The following is a 16077-nucleotide window of genomic DNA, read 5'->3' as shown; positions in this document are numbered from 1 at the left end:
GGGATGAGGGGTCTTTTTTCGACGCCGATCACCCCGCTACCGGGGTCCTTTTTCCACGCCGATCCACACTACAAAGGGGCAATCTTCGGAGGGGAGCCACTTTCCGGCCGGCTGAAGGCGCTCACAGACAGCTGGGGCTTCGAAATGTTCGAGACCACGAGTCTGGGTGACGTCGCCGGAGCTACCGAGTGCCGCATGCACGATGGGTTCCACGCCTACGAGGACATCGCGTTCATCGAAGCGATCGACCCCGTTACGCGCCAACCAGTCCCCGACGGCGAGGTCGGGGAACTGGTCGTGACGACGCTTGTCGACCGCATGGCTCCGCTGATCCGCTACGCCACGGGGGATCTGACTACCATAGACCGCAGCCCATGCGGGTGTGGGCGCAATCACGCGCGCTTCAAGGTTCTTGGGCGCGCGAGCGACCAGATCCTCATCGAGGGACGCTCGATCCTTCCGCGAGAGATCATGAGCCTCGTGGAGGTACACACCGAAACCAGGGGAGCGCTCTTCCAGATCGTGCGGACCGATCGCGAGATGGCAACGCTGCGCCTGCGAGTCGGTTACGACGTGTCGCGGTTGACGTCGCCGGAGGCCTCCCTCCGACTTCGTCTGCACGACCAGATCTTTGCAGCTCTGGGCGTGCCGCTCGCCATCGAGCTCCTTGACGAGCAGGAGTTGCTGAAGCTCGGCCCGCCACACAAGATCCCGAGGGTGACAAAGGCATGACCATGGACATCCGCCCCGACGTCGTCGGCTGCTACCATGTGTCGGGCAAGGCCGAGTTCTTTCCCGCGCGCTACGACGAGCTCGAGCGGCAGGCCGTGGGCATGGCTCGCGTCCTGCAGTCTTTCCGATTCGCGCCCGGAAGCGTCATCTTGACCGTGTCGTCCGTCGGCGAAGTCGCCCAGTTCGCCGCCTTCGAGAAGGCGATCCAGATCACCGGGCATTACGGCACGAATGCGGAGGCGAGCATGTTCGATGCCGGCCGCGTGGAAGCCATCTGCCGACAGTTCGCGCCGACGGGAATCTTCGGTGTCGATCGACCTACGCTCGAGGGATTGAGGATGTTCGGCCACGATCCTGCGCGCGTGCTTGGCGGCCGGACCGTGTGGGCCCGCCCCGACGCCATGGATGAACTGTCGAAGATTGAAGGCGTCGATCTTCGGAGACTGATAGTCCTCGGGCCTACGATCGCATTTGAATGTGCCAAGGGTGGGCTGCACTTCCCATCGCGGGACTGGTCGCTCGAGGGCGGCGAAACGCTTTCAATTTCCTCCCGAATGCCGCTGATCACCCCTCTCCAGGGAGTTGATACCGGAGTGCGAGGCGTGACGAGCACGAAACCGTGCCGATGCGGTTCGCGTGACCTCACGATCCAGCTGGAGGACGCGGCATGACCAGGCACGCCTCCTTGGCGCCCTACATGGCGGTCCACCGTTACGGCCTCGGCGACCTCCTGCACGAGCAGGCACGCAGCCGTCACTCCATGCCCGCGATCGTGGACGGCGATCACGCGCTCACATTTTCAGAGTTGGACGAGCGTGTTAACCGGCTCGCGGGCGTCCTGCGCGCAAAAGGCGTCGTGAAAGGCGACCGAATCCTCTGGCTGGGGCAGAACAGCTTCAGGGTTCTGGAGGCGCTGCTGGCGGCGGCGCGCGTCGGAGCGATCTTCTGTCCGGCCAATTGGAGATGGTCGGTGGACGAGATCTCATTCGCTCTAGAGGACTTCGATCCCAAGGTCGTGTTTTGGCAGGAGGCGGAGGTCGGCACGAACATGCGCGCAGCCAGGGCGGGCTGGCGCAGTCCTAGCGGTAACTGGATCTGCCATGATGGCTGCCCGGGCGAGGACGAATATGAAGCCCTGATGGCGACGGCCGATCCTGCTGCCGACTTCGAGCCCGTGGAAACTTCGACCCCTGTTCTGGCAATCTATACCGCCGGCTTCTCCGGTCGCCCCGGTGCTGCGCTTCTAAGCCACGAGTCACTGATCATCATGGCATGGCAGGGAATGATGGCTCAGGCCATCAGCGAGGACAGCGCCTACCTTGTGTCAGGTCCGATGTTCCACATCGGTGTCATGATGGGCACGCTTGGCACCTTCCTCGCTGGCGGTCGAAACGTCTTCGTTGCGCGCGTGGACGCGAGTGAGCTGTTGGAAAGCATTCAGGCGAATCGCGTGACCCACGCCTTCATCGCTCCGCCTACGATCGCGCAGATGCGGGCGGTTAACGCGGATGGAGCGTACGACGTGTCCTCGTTGTTCGCCGACGCGCAGCTCTCGGACTATCGGATCCCCTTGGTTATGCCCGCGCACGCCCCATCGATGAAGCGGATGGGGGGATACGGTCAGACGGAGATCGGCGGCTTGTCATCCGTCCTTTGGATGGGGGGAACGGGCGCGGGACGTTCGATTCCCTTCGTCCAGTTCAAGATCGCGGACGACGCAGGCACGGAGATTGCGCACGGGGAGACCGGCGAGATCCTAGCTAGGGGGCCACTTGTCATGTGTGGCTATTGGAACCGGCCCGAGGAGAACGAGCGTCGCGTCGTGGATGGTTGGCATCGTACGAACGACCTGGGGCGGCGGGCGCCGGATGGCAGCCTCGTCTTCGTCGGCCCGAAGACCGGCATGATCAAGACGGGCATCGAGAACGTCTACCCGGCCGAGGTGGAGAACTGTCTGCGCACGCACGAGGGCGTCGCTGATGTCTGCGTCATCGGGGTTCCGGATCCCACATGGGACCAGAACGTGAAGGCGGTAATCGTCCGGAAGCCGGGAACCTCGCCCACTGCTGAAGATCTAATCGAGCACTGCCGCGCCCGTCTCGCCAGTTACAAGAAACCGAAAACGGTGGAGTTCGTCGATGCTCTGCCGCGTAACTCGAGCGGCTTCGTCGATCGAGCCGCTGTGGATCTCGCCCATGGCGGCGGCGGGTACCCCAGCGTCGGCTAGGCTCTCAAAGGCATGATCTGCCCGGCCAGGACGAACCAGACGCCATGTAACCAGATGTCGGTGAGGGCCGACACTGGTTGCACGGCCTCTGCTAACGCGTTTTTCGATTTAGCGATACGATGGCTGAACCCCGGATCGATCCGTGACCCGGGATCCGCTCCTTATCGATCGGCTCTGAGATACTTGCGCTGCTCCGCCACGACCTCCCGCATGGCCGCCTTTGCGTCCCGGCAGAAATACGGCATGTTGACATAACCGTGCGGCATGGCCGTGTAAGCCGTGAGCCTTGTCGGCACACCCGCGTCTCGCAGTGCTTCCGCATAGGCCACGCCGTCATCGTAGAGCGGATCGTAGCTCGCGATCTGAACTAGCGCTGGAGGTAGGTTTTCCTTGTCACGCGCCCGCAGCGGCGACAGCCGCCAATCGTTCGTCGGGTCTCCTTTCCCGGCATAGGACTCCTCGAAAGCGTCGAGCGCATTTCCGACGAGCACCGGCCCTTTCATATTCTGGCGTCGGGAGCGCGTCGAGTTCCGCAGATCTGTTGCAGGATATAGAAGCACCTGGTGATCGATGACCGGTCCACCTTGTTCGCGCGCCATCAAGGTTACGGCGGCTGCGAGATTTCCGCCAGCGCTCTCTCCCATGACGCCTAGGCGCTTCGCGCGCGCGCCGAGCATCTCCATGTTACTCGCAGCCCATGCGAGCGCATCGTAGCAATCGTGCAGGCCCGCCGGGAACGGGTGTGTAGGTGAGAGACGATAATCAACGGAGACGACGATAGCGTCCAGGTCGCGCGCGATGGTGCTCGCAATCCAATCGGCCGTGCTGAGATCGCCAACCGCCCATCCACCACCGTGAAATTCCACGACGAGGGGCCGAGGCGCGGTCTCGAGCGCCTCGGGCGTGTATATCCTCACCTTGATCGGGCCGTCGCGTCCTTCGATCGACTTGTCCACGCACGTCACCCCGTCGCGCTTGAAGCCCATGATGGCGCCCTTCAGCGCCCCGCCGGACCTTCCTGCGGACGCCATCTTTCCCGACGCGAGCAGATCGACCGTAATGTCGCCTGCACCGGCCATGATGCGCGCGAGTGCTTTGACGCGCGTCGGGAGGGGCTGCTTGATTATGGGAACTTGCGTGAACGATGCTTGATTGACCGAGCGTGCTTCCGCAGCGTCAAATAGGTTGATCGCGGCTCCTGCGTCACGCTTTCTGCTTGCGACAATCACGGCCGTTGCGGCAAGTCCGAGTCCGACGCCTAATAGCGTAGTCGAAGTTCGGGATCTGTTCACACCGCGCGCTCCTATCTGGTTTATGGACTGCTAAGATCGGCTACGTTCCTCGAAGGTACCCATCACCGCCCCGTCTGTCAATCGGCGTCCAAAAAGGACCCCCTATCGGCGTCCAAAAGAGACCCCCTTCGTCGAGCAGCGTGACAGGTATGACGGGCGCGCCGTTCGCGCTGGTTGCGGCGTAGGGCGGGCGTAGCCCGACCGGAGGCGCAACCAGCGCGAAGCGTTCTCTGCCGGGTGCCTCGGGCGTCAGCTGCGGTGTTTGAAGCGCCAGCTGTCGTTGCCGGTCTCGACGATGTCGCAGTGGTGGGTAATGCGGTCGAGCAGCGCGGTGGTCATCTTGGGGTCGCCGAAGACAGTCGGCCACTCGCCAAAGGCGAGGTTGGTCGTGACGATGACGGAGGTGCGCTCGTAGAGCTTGCTGAGCAGGTGGAAGAGCAGCTGGCCGCCCGAGCGGGCAAACGGCAGGTAGCCGAGCTCGTCGAGCACCACGAGGTCGAGACGGAACAGCTGGTTCGCAAGCGTGCCGGCCTTGCCGAGGCGGGTCTCCTCCTCGAGCCGGTTCACCAGGTCGACCGTGTTGAAGTAGCGGCCGCGAGCGCCAGCGCGCACGACGTTGGCGGTAATGGCGCTGGCCAGGTGCGTCTTGCCGGTACCCGTTCCGCCGACCAGCACGACGTTGCGCCGACCGGGGAGGAACGAGCCGCTGTGCAGCGAGCGCACCAGCCCCTCGTTGATGGGGGTGTCGTCGAAGACGAAGGCATCGAGGTCCTTCACGGCCGGCAGTTTGGCGGCCGACATCCGGTAGCGGACCGACGCTGCATGGCGGTGGGTCGCCTCGGCACGGAGCAGGTCGGTCAGGATCTCCATCGTCGTGCGCTTGCGCTGCAGCCCGGTGGTCACCGCCTCGTCGAAGGCGCCAGCCATGCCCTTGAGCCCGAGCTCGGCCATGGCCGCCATCATCTCATGCCGCTGCATGGAGACCTCGCAGGCTGTCGTAGCGGTGGCAGTCGGCACGAGGCGGATGGCGTAACGCCAGGTCTTCCGGCGTGACGATGACCAGCGGCCGGGGCGGCTCGCGCCGCCGTGCCAGGATGTTGAGGATGACGTCGTCACTGGTGACACCGGCCAGCAGCGCCTCGCGCACGGCCGCTTCCACCGCTTCCAGCCCGTCGTCGAGCACAGTCGCCAACACCCGCACGAACCGCCGGTCGGCATCATCACCGGCGCCGAGCTTACGCCGCAGTCGTGACAGCGCGGGCGGCAACTCCCAGTCCTGAAACGGCGCGCCGTTGCGCAGGGCGCCCGGCTTGGTCACCAGCACCGGCAGATAGTGCCACGGGTCGTAGATGGTCCGGTCGCGCCCGAAGAACCGGGGATGGTCGGCGACGACTTCACCGTCGCAGCGCACGACAATGCGGTCGGCATAGGCGCGGACCTGCACCGTCCGGCGCACCGCTTTGGCGGAGACGGAGTAGCGGTTGCGGTCGAAGCTTATCAGGCACGTGCCGCTCACCGCGTGCTCGCTCTCGTGGAAGCCGTCGAAGGGCGCGACGACCGGCTGGAGCACGCCACGCTCGGCAGCCCATGCCTGGGCCACCGTCAACTCCTTCTGCTCGGGATGCTGGTGCATGTCCGCCCAGCGGCGACACTCCGCCTCCAGCCAGCCGTTCAGCTCCTCGATGCTGGCAAAGCGCAGGCGTGGCTGGAAGAACCGGCCGCGTGCCGTCTGCACCTGGTTCTCGACCTGGCCCTTTTCCCAGCCGGACGCTGGCGAGCACGCTGTCGGCTCGACCATGTAGTGGTTGGCCATGACCAGGAACCGCCGGTTGAAGACCCGTTCCTTGCCGGTGAACACGCTCGTCACGGCCGTTTTCATGTTGTCGTAGATGCCACGCGTCGGCACGCCCCCGAAGAAGGCGAACGCCCGTGCATGTGCGTCGAACAGCATCTCCTGCGTCTCGCGGGGATAGGCCCGCACGTACATCGCCCGTGACGCGCACAGCCGCACATGGGCGACCTTCAGCCGCATCGGCTTGCCCGCGATCTCGACGTCCTCGTGACTCCAGTCGAACTGGTAGGCCTCGCCCGGCCGGAACAGCAGCGGGATGAACGCCGGTGCATCCATCACGTCGCGACGCCGCGCCTGCCGCCAGCGGGCCGCATAGCGCCGCACCGCGTCGTACGAGCCGTCGAATCCCTCGCGCAGCAGCAGATCGTGGATACGCGTGATGCGCAGCTTCTCGCGCCGGGACCGCGCCTCGTCTTCCTCCAGCAGCGCGTCGAGCCGCGCCTGGAACGGTCCCAACTTCGGTAACGGCTGAACCTCTCGCCGGTAGGCCATGTCCGCCTCCGGCGCCCGAACCGCCTTACGCACCACACCACGCGACAGATGCAGGTCGCGCGCTATCGCCTTGATGGCCTTCCCCGACGCGTGCTCGCGTCGGATCCTCAACACCGTCTCCAATACCAACATCCCGATCTCGCCGCCTGACACACCGCCAAGCGTGCAGCCTAGACCACCGGGATGAGGGGTCTTTTTTCGACGCCGATCACCCCGCTACCGGGGTCCTTTTTCCACGCCGATCCACAACTCCGGACGGCCTGCGCAAGTCGGTTACCGGCACTGCCGAAACGGTTTCCTGCCAACGCGTTGCGCGCTTCGTCGGCAAGGAATTCGCCCGGGTCGGCGATCGGAGCACTCTCTACATGACGATGGGCGTTCGGCCATGAAGATCAGATCGATCCATATCTACAGCCATGATGGTCGCAGGCGCGACCTGCCCTTCCATGACGGTCTCAACGTGATCACCGGACGCTCGTCGACAGGCAAGTCGGCGCTTTCGGACATCATCGAATATTGCATGGGGCGATCGACCTTCAACATCCCAGAAGGCATCATCCAGGAGCGCGTTTCCTGGTATGCCGTCCGCTATGCCTTTGAAGGCGAAGAGGTGTTGGTCGCCAAGCCGGCCCCGGGACTGGGGCGCAGCAGCTGCAGCCTAGCCATGGTGCGCCGGGGGATCGAGGTTGCCGTTCCCGAGTTTGGTGATCTCACCGTCAACGACGATGACGATGGGGTCGTGACCCTCCTATCGAGGCGGCTAGGTATTCCGGAAAACACCACAGACGTGCCGATAGACAGTAGCCGGCAGAGCTATGACGCCAATATCAAGCACACCCATTTTTACCTGTTCCAGAAACAGACCATCGTCGCCAACAAGGACCAGCTTTTTTACCGCCAGAATGAGCAGTTTCAACCGCAGACGATCAAGGACACGTTGCCCATATTGCTGGGCGTGTCGTCGCGGGATCGGTTCAACCTGGAGTCACAGTTGCGCACCGCCCAGCGCGATCTCCGCCTGAACACCAAGCTGCTGGACGAGGCGAAATCCGCGATCGACACCTCGGAGGAACGTGCGATCGGGCTGCACTCCGAGGCGCAGGCGGTCGGTATACTCCAAACCAGCCCTGCGACGGGCTTCAAGATCGTCGATCAGCTCCGCGAAGCGCTGAACTGGAAACCGACGCCGGTTCCCGAGGATGATGGCAGGCGCATTACTAAAATCGAAAATGAGCTTGTGACGCTGCGCGAACAGCGTCGAGAAATCCAGCGCCGCCTCGATGCGGCCGAGCAATATTCAAAGCGAGCTGATGGCTTCCAGACCGAAGCGGCTGAGCAGCATGACCGACTGACATCGATAAAGGCCTTGCCCATCAATAAGGTGACCGGCGAGTGGCAATGGCCGTTTGCGGAAACGAACCTTGCGCTGGAGAGCCCAATCGCACAGCTGCTGCTCGCCGATCTGGAGTCGCTTGATCGTGAGATGAACGCGGTGGTCGGAGAGCGTCCGCAGCTCGATGCCTATCTCGACGAGCAACGGCGTGAGCTTCAGGCGACCGGCGATCAGATCCGGGCCAAGGAGGTCGAACTGTCGAGCGCGATCGCGGCCAGCGAAGTGATCGTGCAGTTGGGCAATCGCAACAATGCAGCCTCTCGCGTAGTTGGCCGGATCAGCCTATTCCTCGAAGGTCTGCTGCCCGATACCGAGCTTGCGCGAATCGAGAAAGAGCAGCGCCGCTTGAAGGCGCGGGTGGCCGATCTTGAGCAACGCATTGGTGCCGACGATTCCGGGATGCGGCTCGCCTCGACCCTGAACAATATCTCGATGCACATGTCAGGCTACGTCGCGGCGCTCGGTGGCGAGTTCAGCCAATATCCGGCGCGTTTCGACCTGCACAATCTGACAGTCGCGCTGGACCGGCCCGGTCGACCGATCTTCATGCAGCGGACCGGAGGCGGCGAGAATCATCTCGCCTATCATCTGGCGGCTTTGCTGGCGCTTCATCGCTTCGCGACCAGTCAGAACCAGCCCATCCCGCGATTTCTACTGATTGATCAGCCCACCCAAGTCTATTTCCCTTCGGAAGCTTCCTATGAGGCGGCGGGAGGATCGATCGAAAGAACCGAGCAGGACGCCGATCTCGAGGCGGTGCGCCGACTGTTCGAACTGCTCGATAGATTTGCGCGCGAAGACGCGCCTGGTTTTCAGATCATCGTCACCGAGCATGCCAATCTGCGCAATCCCTGGTTCCAAGAAGCTTTGGTAGAGCGCCCTTGGGCCAAGCCGCCCGCTCTTGTGCCGGAAGATTGGCCTGACCTAGCGGAACTTGCGGACTAACGCCGTCGTCTGAAGGCCGGTAATGAGAGCTGTATGCGCTATCCATGCGGTCGCAATGCGGACGAACTCGAGCCGAAGGACCAAATGACAAAGCGCTTGTGGGATGGCTATCGGCGGGTCATGCGTGGCTATCGCGCCAAGCTCAAGCGGCTCCTTGCCAAGGGGTGGACGGACTCCTACGGGGAGAAATCGACGTGGCAAACCAGCTTCGGCTGGTTGGAATAGGTCGGCACCAGCCGATTGCGCCTGACGATCCGCTCACCGACGGCTCGGCCGGTAACCATATCGACTGAGTCGCTTGAATTGAGCAAAGGACTGGCATGATCGACTTCACCGAGATTTCCGATGGTGACGGTTGGGAAGCTTTCTGCCGCGACTATCTGATCGCTTTGGGACTCGTGGTTGAAATTCCACCCGCGCGCGGCCCCGACGGTGGCATGGACCTTCTTGTGCGTGAGCAGCTAGAGCGGTTTTCGATCATTCTGGTTCATAGCCGCACGATCTGAAGTAGTTGGCGCATTCCTGAGGCTGGAAGATATCGACGAGTTTGCCGATCAAGCTCCACAGGCCGCTGACCGTTCGCTCGCCCGCTTTGCGGAGCATGGCCTTGAGGCGGGAGAACGCTTTCTCGATCGGGTTGAAGTCGGGGCTGTAGGGCGGGAGAAAGCGCAGGGTTGCGCCTGCGGCCTCGATGAGCACTTGCACCGATGCGCGCTTGTGGCTCGATAGGTTGTCCATGATGACGACGTCGCCGGGCCGCAGTTCCGGGACGAGGACCTGAGCGACGTAGGCTTCGAACCAGTCGCCGTTGATCGGTCCATCGAGCACCATAGGCGCGACCATGCCGGTCATGCGCAGGCCAGCGACCAGGGTGGTGGTCTTGCGGTGGCCGTGCGGGAAGCCCATCCGCAACCGCTCGCCTTTCGGGCAACGACCGTGGCTGCGGGTCATGTTGGTGGCGGTCCAGGTTTCGTCGATGAAGACCAGGCGCTCCGGTTCGAGATCGAGTTGCCCCTCGAACCAGTCCTGACGCTGTTTCAGGACGTCTGGTCGATCTTGCTCTATCGCATGGCCTGTCTTTTTTTGCGCGTCAGGCCACGGCGAACAAAAAAGCGATGTAGCCCGGCCACGGAAACGGCCATGCCCTTGTCCGCAAGCGCCAGACGTAGTTCTTCGAGGGTGATGTCCCTACGCTCCTCCCAAATGGCCAGAATGTCCACTGCCCGCTCTTCCACCCGCCGCGAGCGCATATCCCCGCCGCGCGGCTTTGGGGCAATGTCACCCGTCTCGCGCTGCTGTGCCCGCCAACGGACCGCCGTTGATGGTGCAACACCGAACCGGGCCGCCGCAGCACGGCAACTCGATCCACTGTCCACCGCTGCCAACAGCCGAGTGCGCAAATCCATCGAAAGAGCCATCCATGCCGGCCTCCTTCACCAGCACGGATTCTGAATCAGAAATCGCGCCCGAAGGGAATCCCAGACCGATTCAGAACGGTCGAAAACCGCTCTAAAGGGGGCGCTCGCTTCCCGGCCTTTCACGTGGCTGGTCAGTTGCAAACACTTTGCGGTCAGCAAAAAGGCGGTGGGAAACGCCGACGAGGTAAACATTGTCGACCGGCTCGAGCAATATAAGGCCCACGGCTTCATCGGCTTTTACTCGACGACGGCAAGTGCGGCGCTCATGACCAAACTGAAGGAGTTTCGTGACAACGGAAAGGTAGAGGCATTCGAGATATACGACGGTTCACGGATCGAGAACGGCTTCCACGACGTCGGACTCTCGGGCGTGTTGCTACAACACTTGCCGCAAAGCCACACTACTCTCCGTCCGATTCACCCGCTTCTTGGAACCTACCAGCCGTTGCCCTGCGATGTTTGCGGCAAGGATTTGCTCAAGTCGTCTCTGACCGAACAATATAGCGGGATGATCACGTTCGGCTCGCAGACCGAAGAAGATCATGACGAACGGGTGGTCGAGCGCGTCTCATTCGTCTGCAAAGGTGAGTGCGGCGACAAGATGGAACGGAAAAACTTTCGCCTTGGTTTGACAGAAGGATGGGACGACATCACCGATTATTGCAATCCGCTGATCTTCATCCGTCGCGTTACCGGCTACATCAACGAGCTGAGAAGCGGATCGACCAAATACTCGCAGGCAGCGCACGATCGCATGATCGACTTCTACATGGCTATGAGCCAGCGCACTCTGCGCCAGACAAGCGCCGAAGATCGTCAGAAATTGCTCGACGTCATGGAGCTCGATGCAATGGGCTTCTAGTCCGGTCGTTCCAGACGATGGTCGGCGATAATGTCGGTGAGCAAGTGGTGAAGGCTGGGGCTGGCAGTTGCGCGTTCTCGGACATTACGTTGGTCGGGCGCAGGCAGATGATTTCCCGCAAACGCGGGTGACCATTCGATTTTCTGCCTCAAATAGGTCAGACAGATATCAGCAAACTAGCGGACTGGAACCGGCTCAGGTGAAGGCTGTGCACCGGATCGCATGGTGTGCCAGCGACGATATTGCGCGATCTTGGCCGCATCCGAATCTTCCCGGCCTTGCAGCCAGAAGGAGAACCAGTCCAGATTGCGCTCATAGACGGCGCGCCGGTGGATCGGCTGCCATTTCACGTGGAATTCGTTGGGATAGACATACATCTCCACCGGCTTGTTCTGCTCGTGAAGGGCGCCGAAGGCTTCGAGCGCCAGTCGGAACTCATTGTCGGCGAGTTGCATGAGCAGCGGCGTATCGATCCGGGCAGCATTGCGGGCCAGTGACATGTCGCGCCAGAAGCCTGGATTGTCTTGGGTGGCGGGCGGATAGCCCATGCCGCGCAGCCACTTCGCCCAAGCGATGCCGCCATAGGTGGCGGTGGTGTTGGGTTCCATGCAACAGGTGCTGAGCGCCGCGGCTGCAAATGCCTTGGAGTTGATCAAGGCGAAGGCAACGGTCGACGCGCCGTCGCTCAGGCCCGTGATGCCCACGCGCGCGGGATCGATGTCGCTACGATCAACTGCCATGCGCACGCCTGTGAGCACCGATGAGAGGAGACTACGGCGTTCACCCCAGTCCTTCTGATTGGCGGCATTGATCTCGTACCAAGTCTTGAGCTGGGGAAAGGCAGCGGCGAAGAAATTGGGCCGCTCGGTACTGAGCACGGCGATCCCGCGCTGGGCGAGCAGGAAGATCGGATAATCGTCGCCGGTGCCACCGCGCAGAAAGCCGTCGCTATGATATTGTACGACGACCATCGGCAGTTTCTCTCCGGGCTTGTGCCCCGGCGGCAGGACCAGGTCACCCCATGCTTCCAGGCCAAGATCGTTCCGCCATCGGAGCCGAGTGACGGAACCCAGGCGAATGCCGGAAAATTCGGGATTGGGATCGAAAATGGTGCGCATTCGGCCGTCCGCAGTGTCGATGGCAACCACCTTTCGCGGCGTGCTGCTGTCTTCGCGGGCGCAGACTAGCTCGGTACCAGCCATCACGCAGCCGTGCAGCACGTCGGTTGTGCGCAACAGGGCGGTGGTACGGGCAGCGCCGGGTCGCCAGCGATAGAGCGCCATCGCTTCCTTGGCCCAGCCTTCCCGGCGCAGAATGAGCACCGATGCGCCTTGCCACCAGAGGGAGACGATTCCGCCCGCACAGGCCTCGGCGTCGCAGCGCCGACTGCTGTCGCCGTTCGTGACAACGAGCCTCGCGGGCGTCAGTGGCGAAGTGTTCGAACGCTCGAGATGCGCCTTGCGGCCGTCAGCACCGATGGCTTCAGGATCCACCGGCATGTCGGCAGGTGCGGCGCGTTCGACTGCCGATTGCTCTGCGGCATCTGCAGGCATGACCGCGCCAGTACGCAAATCGACGGCGCTGACGTCCAGCGCTTCGGTGGCCGGGGTGAGCGGCCGTGCGGAAATCTCGGGCGAGACCCTGCGGTCGTACAGCCACCCTGACTGGCCCTCGCGATCAAGCTCCTCCCGCACGGCCGCCGCTCCCTTGCGCGTGCCATAGAGCAGCCGGGTCCCATCGTTGCTCCAGGCCACGGCTTCGACATCGACGTCAGAGCGCGTGACCGCGTGTGCGCCGCCGCCGTCCGCCTGTGCCACCCACGCCTGCGTGACGCCATGGTCGCGCCGCAGATAGGCGATCCTGCGCCCGTCAGGTGTCCAGGACGGAACGATGGTGCGCGCGGCGCCGCTCGGCAGGTAGAAGCCGCGCTGCACGTCCATGATCTTGATGAGTTCGCCGCCCCGATCGACAATATCCGGTGGGCCGACACCCGTCAGTTCGCTGATGACCAGTGCGCGGCAATAGCTGTTCGTCGCGAGATCCGCGCGGTTGATGATATAGGCGATACGACTGCCGTCCGGCGAGACCGCGAACGGGCTTGGGCCATTGAAAACCGCGGAATCGGGATCGCCGATCTCGCGCAGCTGGATGAGGTCCGCTGCCGTCAGGTTGCGGTTCGCGGTACTCGATGCTTCATGCGTCGGCAGCACATCTTCGCAGTTCGCCCACGCCGCGGCGGGAAACAGCAGACACAAGGCCGCAAGGCCGAGGCGACCCGGTACGTCTACGCTCACCATTGCCGGGTGATCCCGAAGGCGATCATCCGGCCAACCGGAGAATAGTTGGTCGAGTCGTAAGGCGTATCGTAGGGTATCGAGGTCGCGATCGGATCGGGCTTGTCGTTGAACAGGTTCTGGACCGACAGGCTGAATTCGAGCCCTCCGAGCGGAGCCTCGGGATCGAGCCGGTAGCGTGCGGTGAGGTCGAGCGTGGTCATCGAACCGATGCGCACGGCCGGTGTCGAGCGGGTGTCACTGACACCGCCGGTGTAATTGCCGTTGGCCGCCAGAGTGAGATTGCGGCCAGTCCATGCGACCGCAGCCTGTCCGCGCCAATGGGGCGGATTGAAGATGGTGCCGGCAAGGTCATAGGTGGGCTGACCAGCGCTGAGTTGCTGGTCGCTTTCGAGATAGGCGATGTCGAGCGACAGGCGCAGTCGCTGGTCTGGCGCAATCGCCGCATTGTAGCTTGCCAGCACATCGACGCCCCTCGCGCGCTGCCGACCGGCATTGAGATTGGCATTGTCGACAATCGCGACGACGTTCGCCGGATCATAAGGCACGCCGGTGATGTTGAGGAAGGTGCCCGCACTGGCGATGGCGGCCGCCTGTTGCGTAGCGCTCGGGTTGAAGATGATCTGGTCGCGGTAAATGGGATTGCTCAAGGCCTGGGCCAGCAAGGTGATCGGGGAGACGATCCGGTCGCGATAGCGTACGCTGAAATAGCTGATTTCGAGGCTCGCGCCCGGCAATGCGCGCGGATGCAGGGCAAGCGTGGTCGACCAGGTCGTCGCCTTTTCCGGCTTGAGATCAGGATTGCCACCGAGGATGAGAATGGCCCCCGCGCTTGCGGATGTCCCCGTCGCCCCCAGCGCTGCGGGAGGAAACAGGTAGACCGCGCGTGGCTGATATTGCTGATAGAGCGTTGGCGCCCGGAAGGATTTGCCCCAGCTTCCCTTCAGGCTGATATCGGGCGTCATCGCCCATGACAGACCGAGCTTGGGCGTGGCGACTTCGCCGATGCCGGGGTAACGCTCATAGCGCAGGGCGGCACTGGCATCGACCTTGGTCATGAGCGGCAGATTCTGATCCGGGCCGATCAAGGGGAGGCTCAATTCCCCGAAAGCGAACAGATTGTCCTGGGCGGCGACGGTATTGACCGCGCTCCCTGACCCGACGAACCGCTGGAAGCCGATGTCACGATAGCCGCCGCCAACGGCGATCTTGGCCACGCCACCGGGCAGGCGGAAGAGGTCGCCATCGGCATTGATCTCGACTGATTTGGCCGTGTTACGATAGAAGCTGGGGCCGGAATCGCCGCAGACCGCGAGGGCGCATTCGACCTGATGATAGTCGACCCGTTCCCTGCCGTAGGTCCCGCCAAGCGTAATCTGCCAGCCGCCGGACAGATCGAGCGTAAGGGTCGGCGCGACGCCGAAGGACTTGTCGACCGACGAGAAGGTCGCCTTGCCCTCGTCGAGATTACCCCCCGCCACCGTCGGGAATGTCAGGTCGCTCCAGCGGATATTGTAGAGCCCATCGATCGAGAAGGTCAGGCCGCCGCCCAGGTCCTGGTGCCCGCTGGCAACGACGCTGTGATGGCGCAGCGCTGGGTACAGGTCGAGCCCTGGGGAGCGTGTCGCGGCGTAGGACCGCTGGCTCGCGCGGATCGCAGTGTTGCTGCCATATTCATAGGCGGCGAACAGCCCGCCCGACGCCCATGTGCGCCCCGCAAGCGCGCCATATTGCTGCTGGAAGTCACCGCCATCCGTCGTACCGGCCAGACGCGCGCTGGTTTCGAGACCATTATAGTCCCGGCGCAGGATGATGTTGGCGACCCCGGCCACCGCGTCCGAGCCGTAGATCGCCGAAGCGCCGTCCGGAACGACCTCGATGCGGTCGACCGCGGAAACCGGGATGCCCGAAACATCGACGCTCTGCCGAACTGCGGTATAGGCGAGACGCCGGCCGTTGAGCAGCGTGAGCGTCGCATCGCTTCCAAGACCGCGCAAATTGATGGATGATCCCCCACCCACGTCGACGCCGCTGGCGTCGGGGACATTCATGCCGATCCCGGGATTTTGCCCGCCTCCGAAGCTTTGCGGGATACGGCGGACGACATCGCCAAGGCCGGTCTGGCCGGAATCGCGGATATCTCCCTGACCGATCCGGACGACCGGCGAAGCAATCGCGGCCCCACGCAGCCGGCTTCCCGTGACGACGATATCCTGACCATCATTTGTCGAACTGCCGTCACGGCTTGTGCGAGCCGGCCGCACGGCAAAGCCGCCATCGACGGGCGTGTAGGCCAGCCCGGATCGGTCGAGCAGGATGCGCAGCGCTTCCTCGACCGTGTAGAAACCGTGAAGCGCCGGGGCCTGTTTGCCTGCCACGATCTTGCTGTCGACCAGCACGGTGATGCCGGATTGAAGTGCCAGCGCCTTGAGTGACGCGCCCAAGTCTTGCGCCGGTACTTCAAAGGAATGGCGCTTTACGTCCTGACCTCGCGCGACCGAAGGGCCCGCCACCAGGGCCACGGCAGCGATGCTGTTGAACAGATATCTTGCGTCAAATCGAACCATTAC

The 16077-nt window shown here is 63.0% G+C and carries 14 protein-coding genes; 8 read left to right on the top strand and 6 right to left on the bottom strand.

All coding sequences use genetic code 11. From position 1 onward, the window contains the following. The first annotated feature begins 3 nt into the window (after positions 1-3). The 3 genes from CJD35_RS05045 to CJD35_RS05035 are packed head-to-tail and all read left to right on the top strand — an operon-like array spanning position 4 to position 2959. A complete protein-coding gene (locus tag CJD35_RS05045) occupies positions 4-732 on the top strand; it encodes a phenylacetate--CoA ligase family protein (protein ID WP_095686821.1) in 729 nt (242 codons plus the stop codon). Continuing rightward, the gene (locus tag CJD35_RS05040) at positions 729-1403 is read left to right on the top strand and encodes a hypothetical protein (RefSeq protein ID WP_157742275.1); all 675 of its coding nucleotides are present in this window, start codon (positions 729-731) and stop codon (positions 1401-1403) included. Before CJD35_RS05045 ends, CJD35_RS05040 begins: the two co-directional genes overlap by 4 nt. After that, positions 1400-2959 carry an AMP-binding protein gene (locus CJD35_RS05035; protein WP_216628944.1) on the top strand — a complete coding sequence of 520 codons (1560 nt, stop codon included), beginning with the start codon at positions 1400-1402 and terminating at the stop codon, positions 2957-2959. Before CJD35_RS05040 ends, CJD35_RS05035 begins: the two co-directional genes overlap by 4 nt. A gap of 161 nt (positions 2960-3120) precedes the next feature. On the opposite strand, the gene CJD35_RS05030 is transcribed toward CJD35_RS05035, so the two are convergent. The 3 genes from CJD35_RS05030 to istA all read right to left on the bottom strand — a co-directional run bounded on the left by CJD35_RS05030 (position 3121) and on the right by istA (position 6727). Then, positions 3121-4188: an alpha/beta hydrolase gene (locus CJD35_RS05030; protein ID WP_095686819.1), complete on the bottom strand. Its 1068-nt coding sequence runs from the start codon at positions 4186-4188 to the stop codon at positions 3121-3123. 312 nt (positions 4189-4500) lie between these two features. After that, positions 4501-5229, bottom strand: coding sequence for an IS21-like element helper ATPase IstB (istB, locus tag CJD35_RS05025; RefSeq protein WP_095686818.1), 729 nt, complete (start codon positions 5227-5229; stop codon positions 4501-4503). Further along, positions 5216-6727 (bottom strand): IS21 family transposase, encoded by a 1512-nt coding sequence (gene istA / locus CJD35_RS05020; RefSeq protein WP_095686817.1) that lies wholly within the window; start codon positions 6725-6727, stop codon positions 5216-5218. Before istA ends, istB begins: the two co-directional genes overlap by 14 nt. Here istA and CJD35_RS23555 point away from each other — a divergent pair. The 4 genes from CJD35_RS23555 to CJD35_RS05005 all read left to right on the top strand — a co-directional run bounded on the left by CJD35_RS23555 (position 6718) and on the right by CJD35_RS05005 (position 9439). After that, positions 6718-6984 carry a three component ABC system middle component gene (locus CJD35_RS23555; protein ID WP_420876371.1) on the top strand — a complete coding sequence of 89 codons (267 nt, stop codon included), beginning with the start codon at positions 6718-6720 and terminating at the stop codon, positions 6982-6984. The two genes, istA and CJD35_RS23555, sit on opposite strands and share 10 nt — an antisense overlap. Continuing rightward, positions 6981-8933, top strand: a complete 1953-nt coding sequence (locus CJD35_RS05015; protein ID WP_095686816.1) for a DUF3732 domain-containing protein — start codon at positions 6981-6983, stop codon at positions 8931-8933. Before CJD35_RS23555 ends, CJD35_RS05015 begins: the two co-directional genes overlap by 4 nt. An 84-nt stretch (positions 8934-9017) precedes the next feature. Continuing rightward, positions 9018-9158: a hypothetical protein gene (locus CJD35_RS05010; RefSeq protein ID WP_157742274.1), complete on the top strand. Its 141-nt coding sequence runs from the start codon at positions 9018-9020 to the stop codon at positions 9156-9158. A 95-nt stretch (positions 9159-9253) separates the two neighbouring features. Beyond that, positions 9254-9439, top strand: coding sequence for a hypothetical protein (locus CJD35_RS05005; RefSeq protein WP_095686814.1), 186 nt, complete (start codon positions 9254-9256; stop codon positions 9437-9439). Here CJD35_RS05005 and CJD35_RS05000 read toward each other — a convergent pair. Further along, a protein-coding gene (locus tag CJD35_RS05000) for an IS630 family transposase (RefSeq protein ID WP_244917217.1) occupies positions 9411-10351 on the bottom strand; the annotation gives its coding sequence in 2 pieces (ribosomal slippage) (positions 9411-10006 and positions 10006-10351; 942 coding nt in all). The genes CJD35_RS05005 and CJD35_RS05000 overlap by 29 nt on opposite strands. A gap of 166 nt (positions 10352-10517) precedes the next feature. On the opposite strand from CJD35_RS05000, the gene CJD35_RS04995 reads away from it, so the two are divergent. After that, positions 10518-11213, top strand: a complete 696-nt coding sequence (locus tag CJD35_RS04995; RefSeq protein ID WP_095686812.1) for a hypothetical protein — start codon at positions 10518-10520, stop codon at positions 11211-11213. A gap of 176 nt (positions 11214-11389) precedes the next feature. Here CJD35_RS04995 and CJD35_RS04990 read toward each other — a convergent pair whose 3' ends face one another. Both CJD35_RS04990 and CJD35_RS04985 read right to left on the bottom strand, forming a co-directional pair. Next, complete coding sequence (locus CJD35_RS04990; RefSeq protein WP_095686811.1) at positions 11390-13510, bottom strand: Atxe2 family lasso peptide isopeptidase; 2121 nt, start codon at positions 13508-13510, stop codon at positions 11390-11392. Beyond that, positions 13504-16074, bottom strand: a complete 2571-nt coding sequence (locus CJD35_RS04985) for a TonB-dependent receptor (RefSeq protein WP_095686810.1) — start codon at positions 16072-16074, stop codon at positions 13504-13506. The genes CJD35_RS04990 and CJD35_RS04985 overlap by 7 nt, the downstream gene beginning before the upstream one ends. Positions 16075-16077: the final 3 nt, after the last annotated feature.

This window comes from Sphingobium xenophagum (assembly GCF_002288285.1).
GTDB lineage: Bacteria > Pseudomonadota > Alphaproteobacteria > Sphingomonadales > Sphingomonadaceae > Sphingobium > Sphingobium xenophagum.
The sequence above is the reverse complement of the archived record's forward strand: the minus strand, read 5'-3'. Positions and strand labels throughout refer to the sequence as shown.

Coding starts and splice junctions, on each gene's coding strand:
- CJD35_RS04985 (WP_095686810.1), bottom strand. CDS start 16,074: ATGGTTCGATTTGACGCAAGATATCTGTTCAACAGCATCGCTGCCGTG.
- CJD35_RS05010 (WP_157742274.1), top strand. CDS start 9,018: ATGACAAAGCGCTTGTGGGATGGCTATCGGCGGGTCATGCGTGGCTAT.
- CJD35_RS05015 (WP_095686816.1), top strand. CDS start 6,981: ATGAAGATCAGATCGATCCATATCTACAGCCATGATGGTCGCAGGCGC.
- CJD35_RS05040 (WP_157742275.1), top strand. CDS start 729: ATGACCATGGACATCCGCCCCGACGTCGTCGGCTGCTACCATGTGTCG.
- CJD35_RS05035 (WP_216628944.1), top strand. CDS start 1,400: ATGACCAGGCACGCCTCCTTGGCGCCCTACATGGCGGTCCACCGTTAC.
- istA (WP_095686817.1), bottom strand. CDS start 6,727: ATGTTGGTATTGGAGACGGTGTTGAGGATCCGACGCGAGCACGCGTCG.
- CJD35_RS05005 (WP_095686814.1), top strand. CDS start 9,254: ATGATCGACTTCACCGAGATTTCCGATGGTGACGGTTGGGAAGCTTTC.
- istB (WP_095686818.1), bottom strand. CDS start 5,229: ATGCAGCGGCATGAGATGATGGCGGCCATGGCCGAGCTCGGGCTCAAG.
- CJD35_RS04990 (WP_095686811.1), bottom strand. CDS start 13,510: ATGGTGAGCGTAGACGTACCGGGTCGCCTCGGCCTTGCGGCCTTGTGT.
- CJD35_RS05045 (WP_095686821.1), top strand. CDS start 4: ATGAGGGGTCTTTTTTCGACGCCGATCACCCCGCTACCGGGGTCCTTT.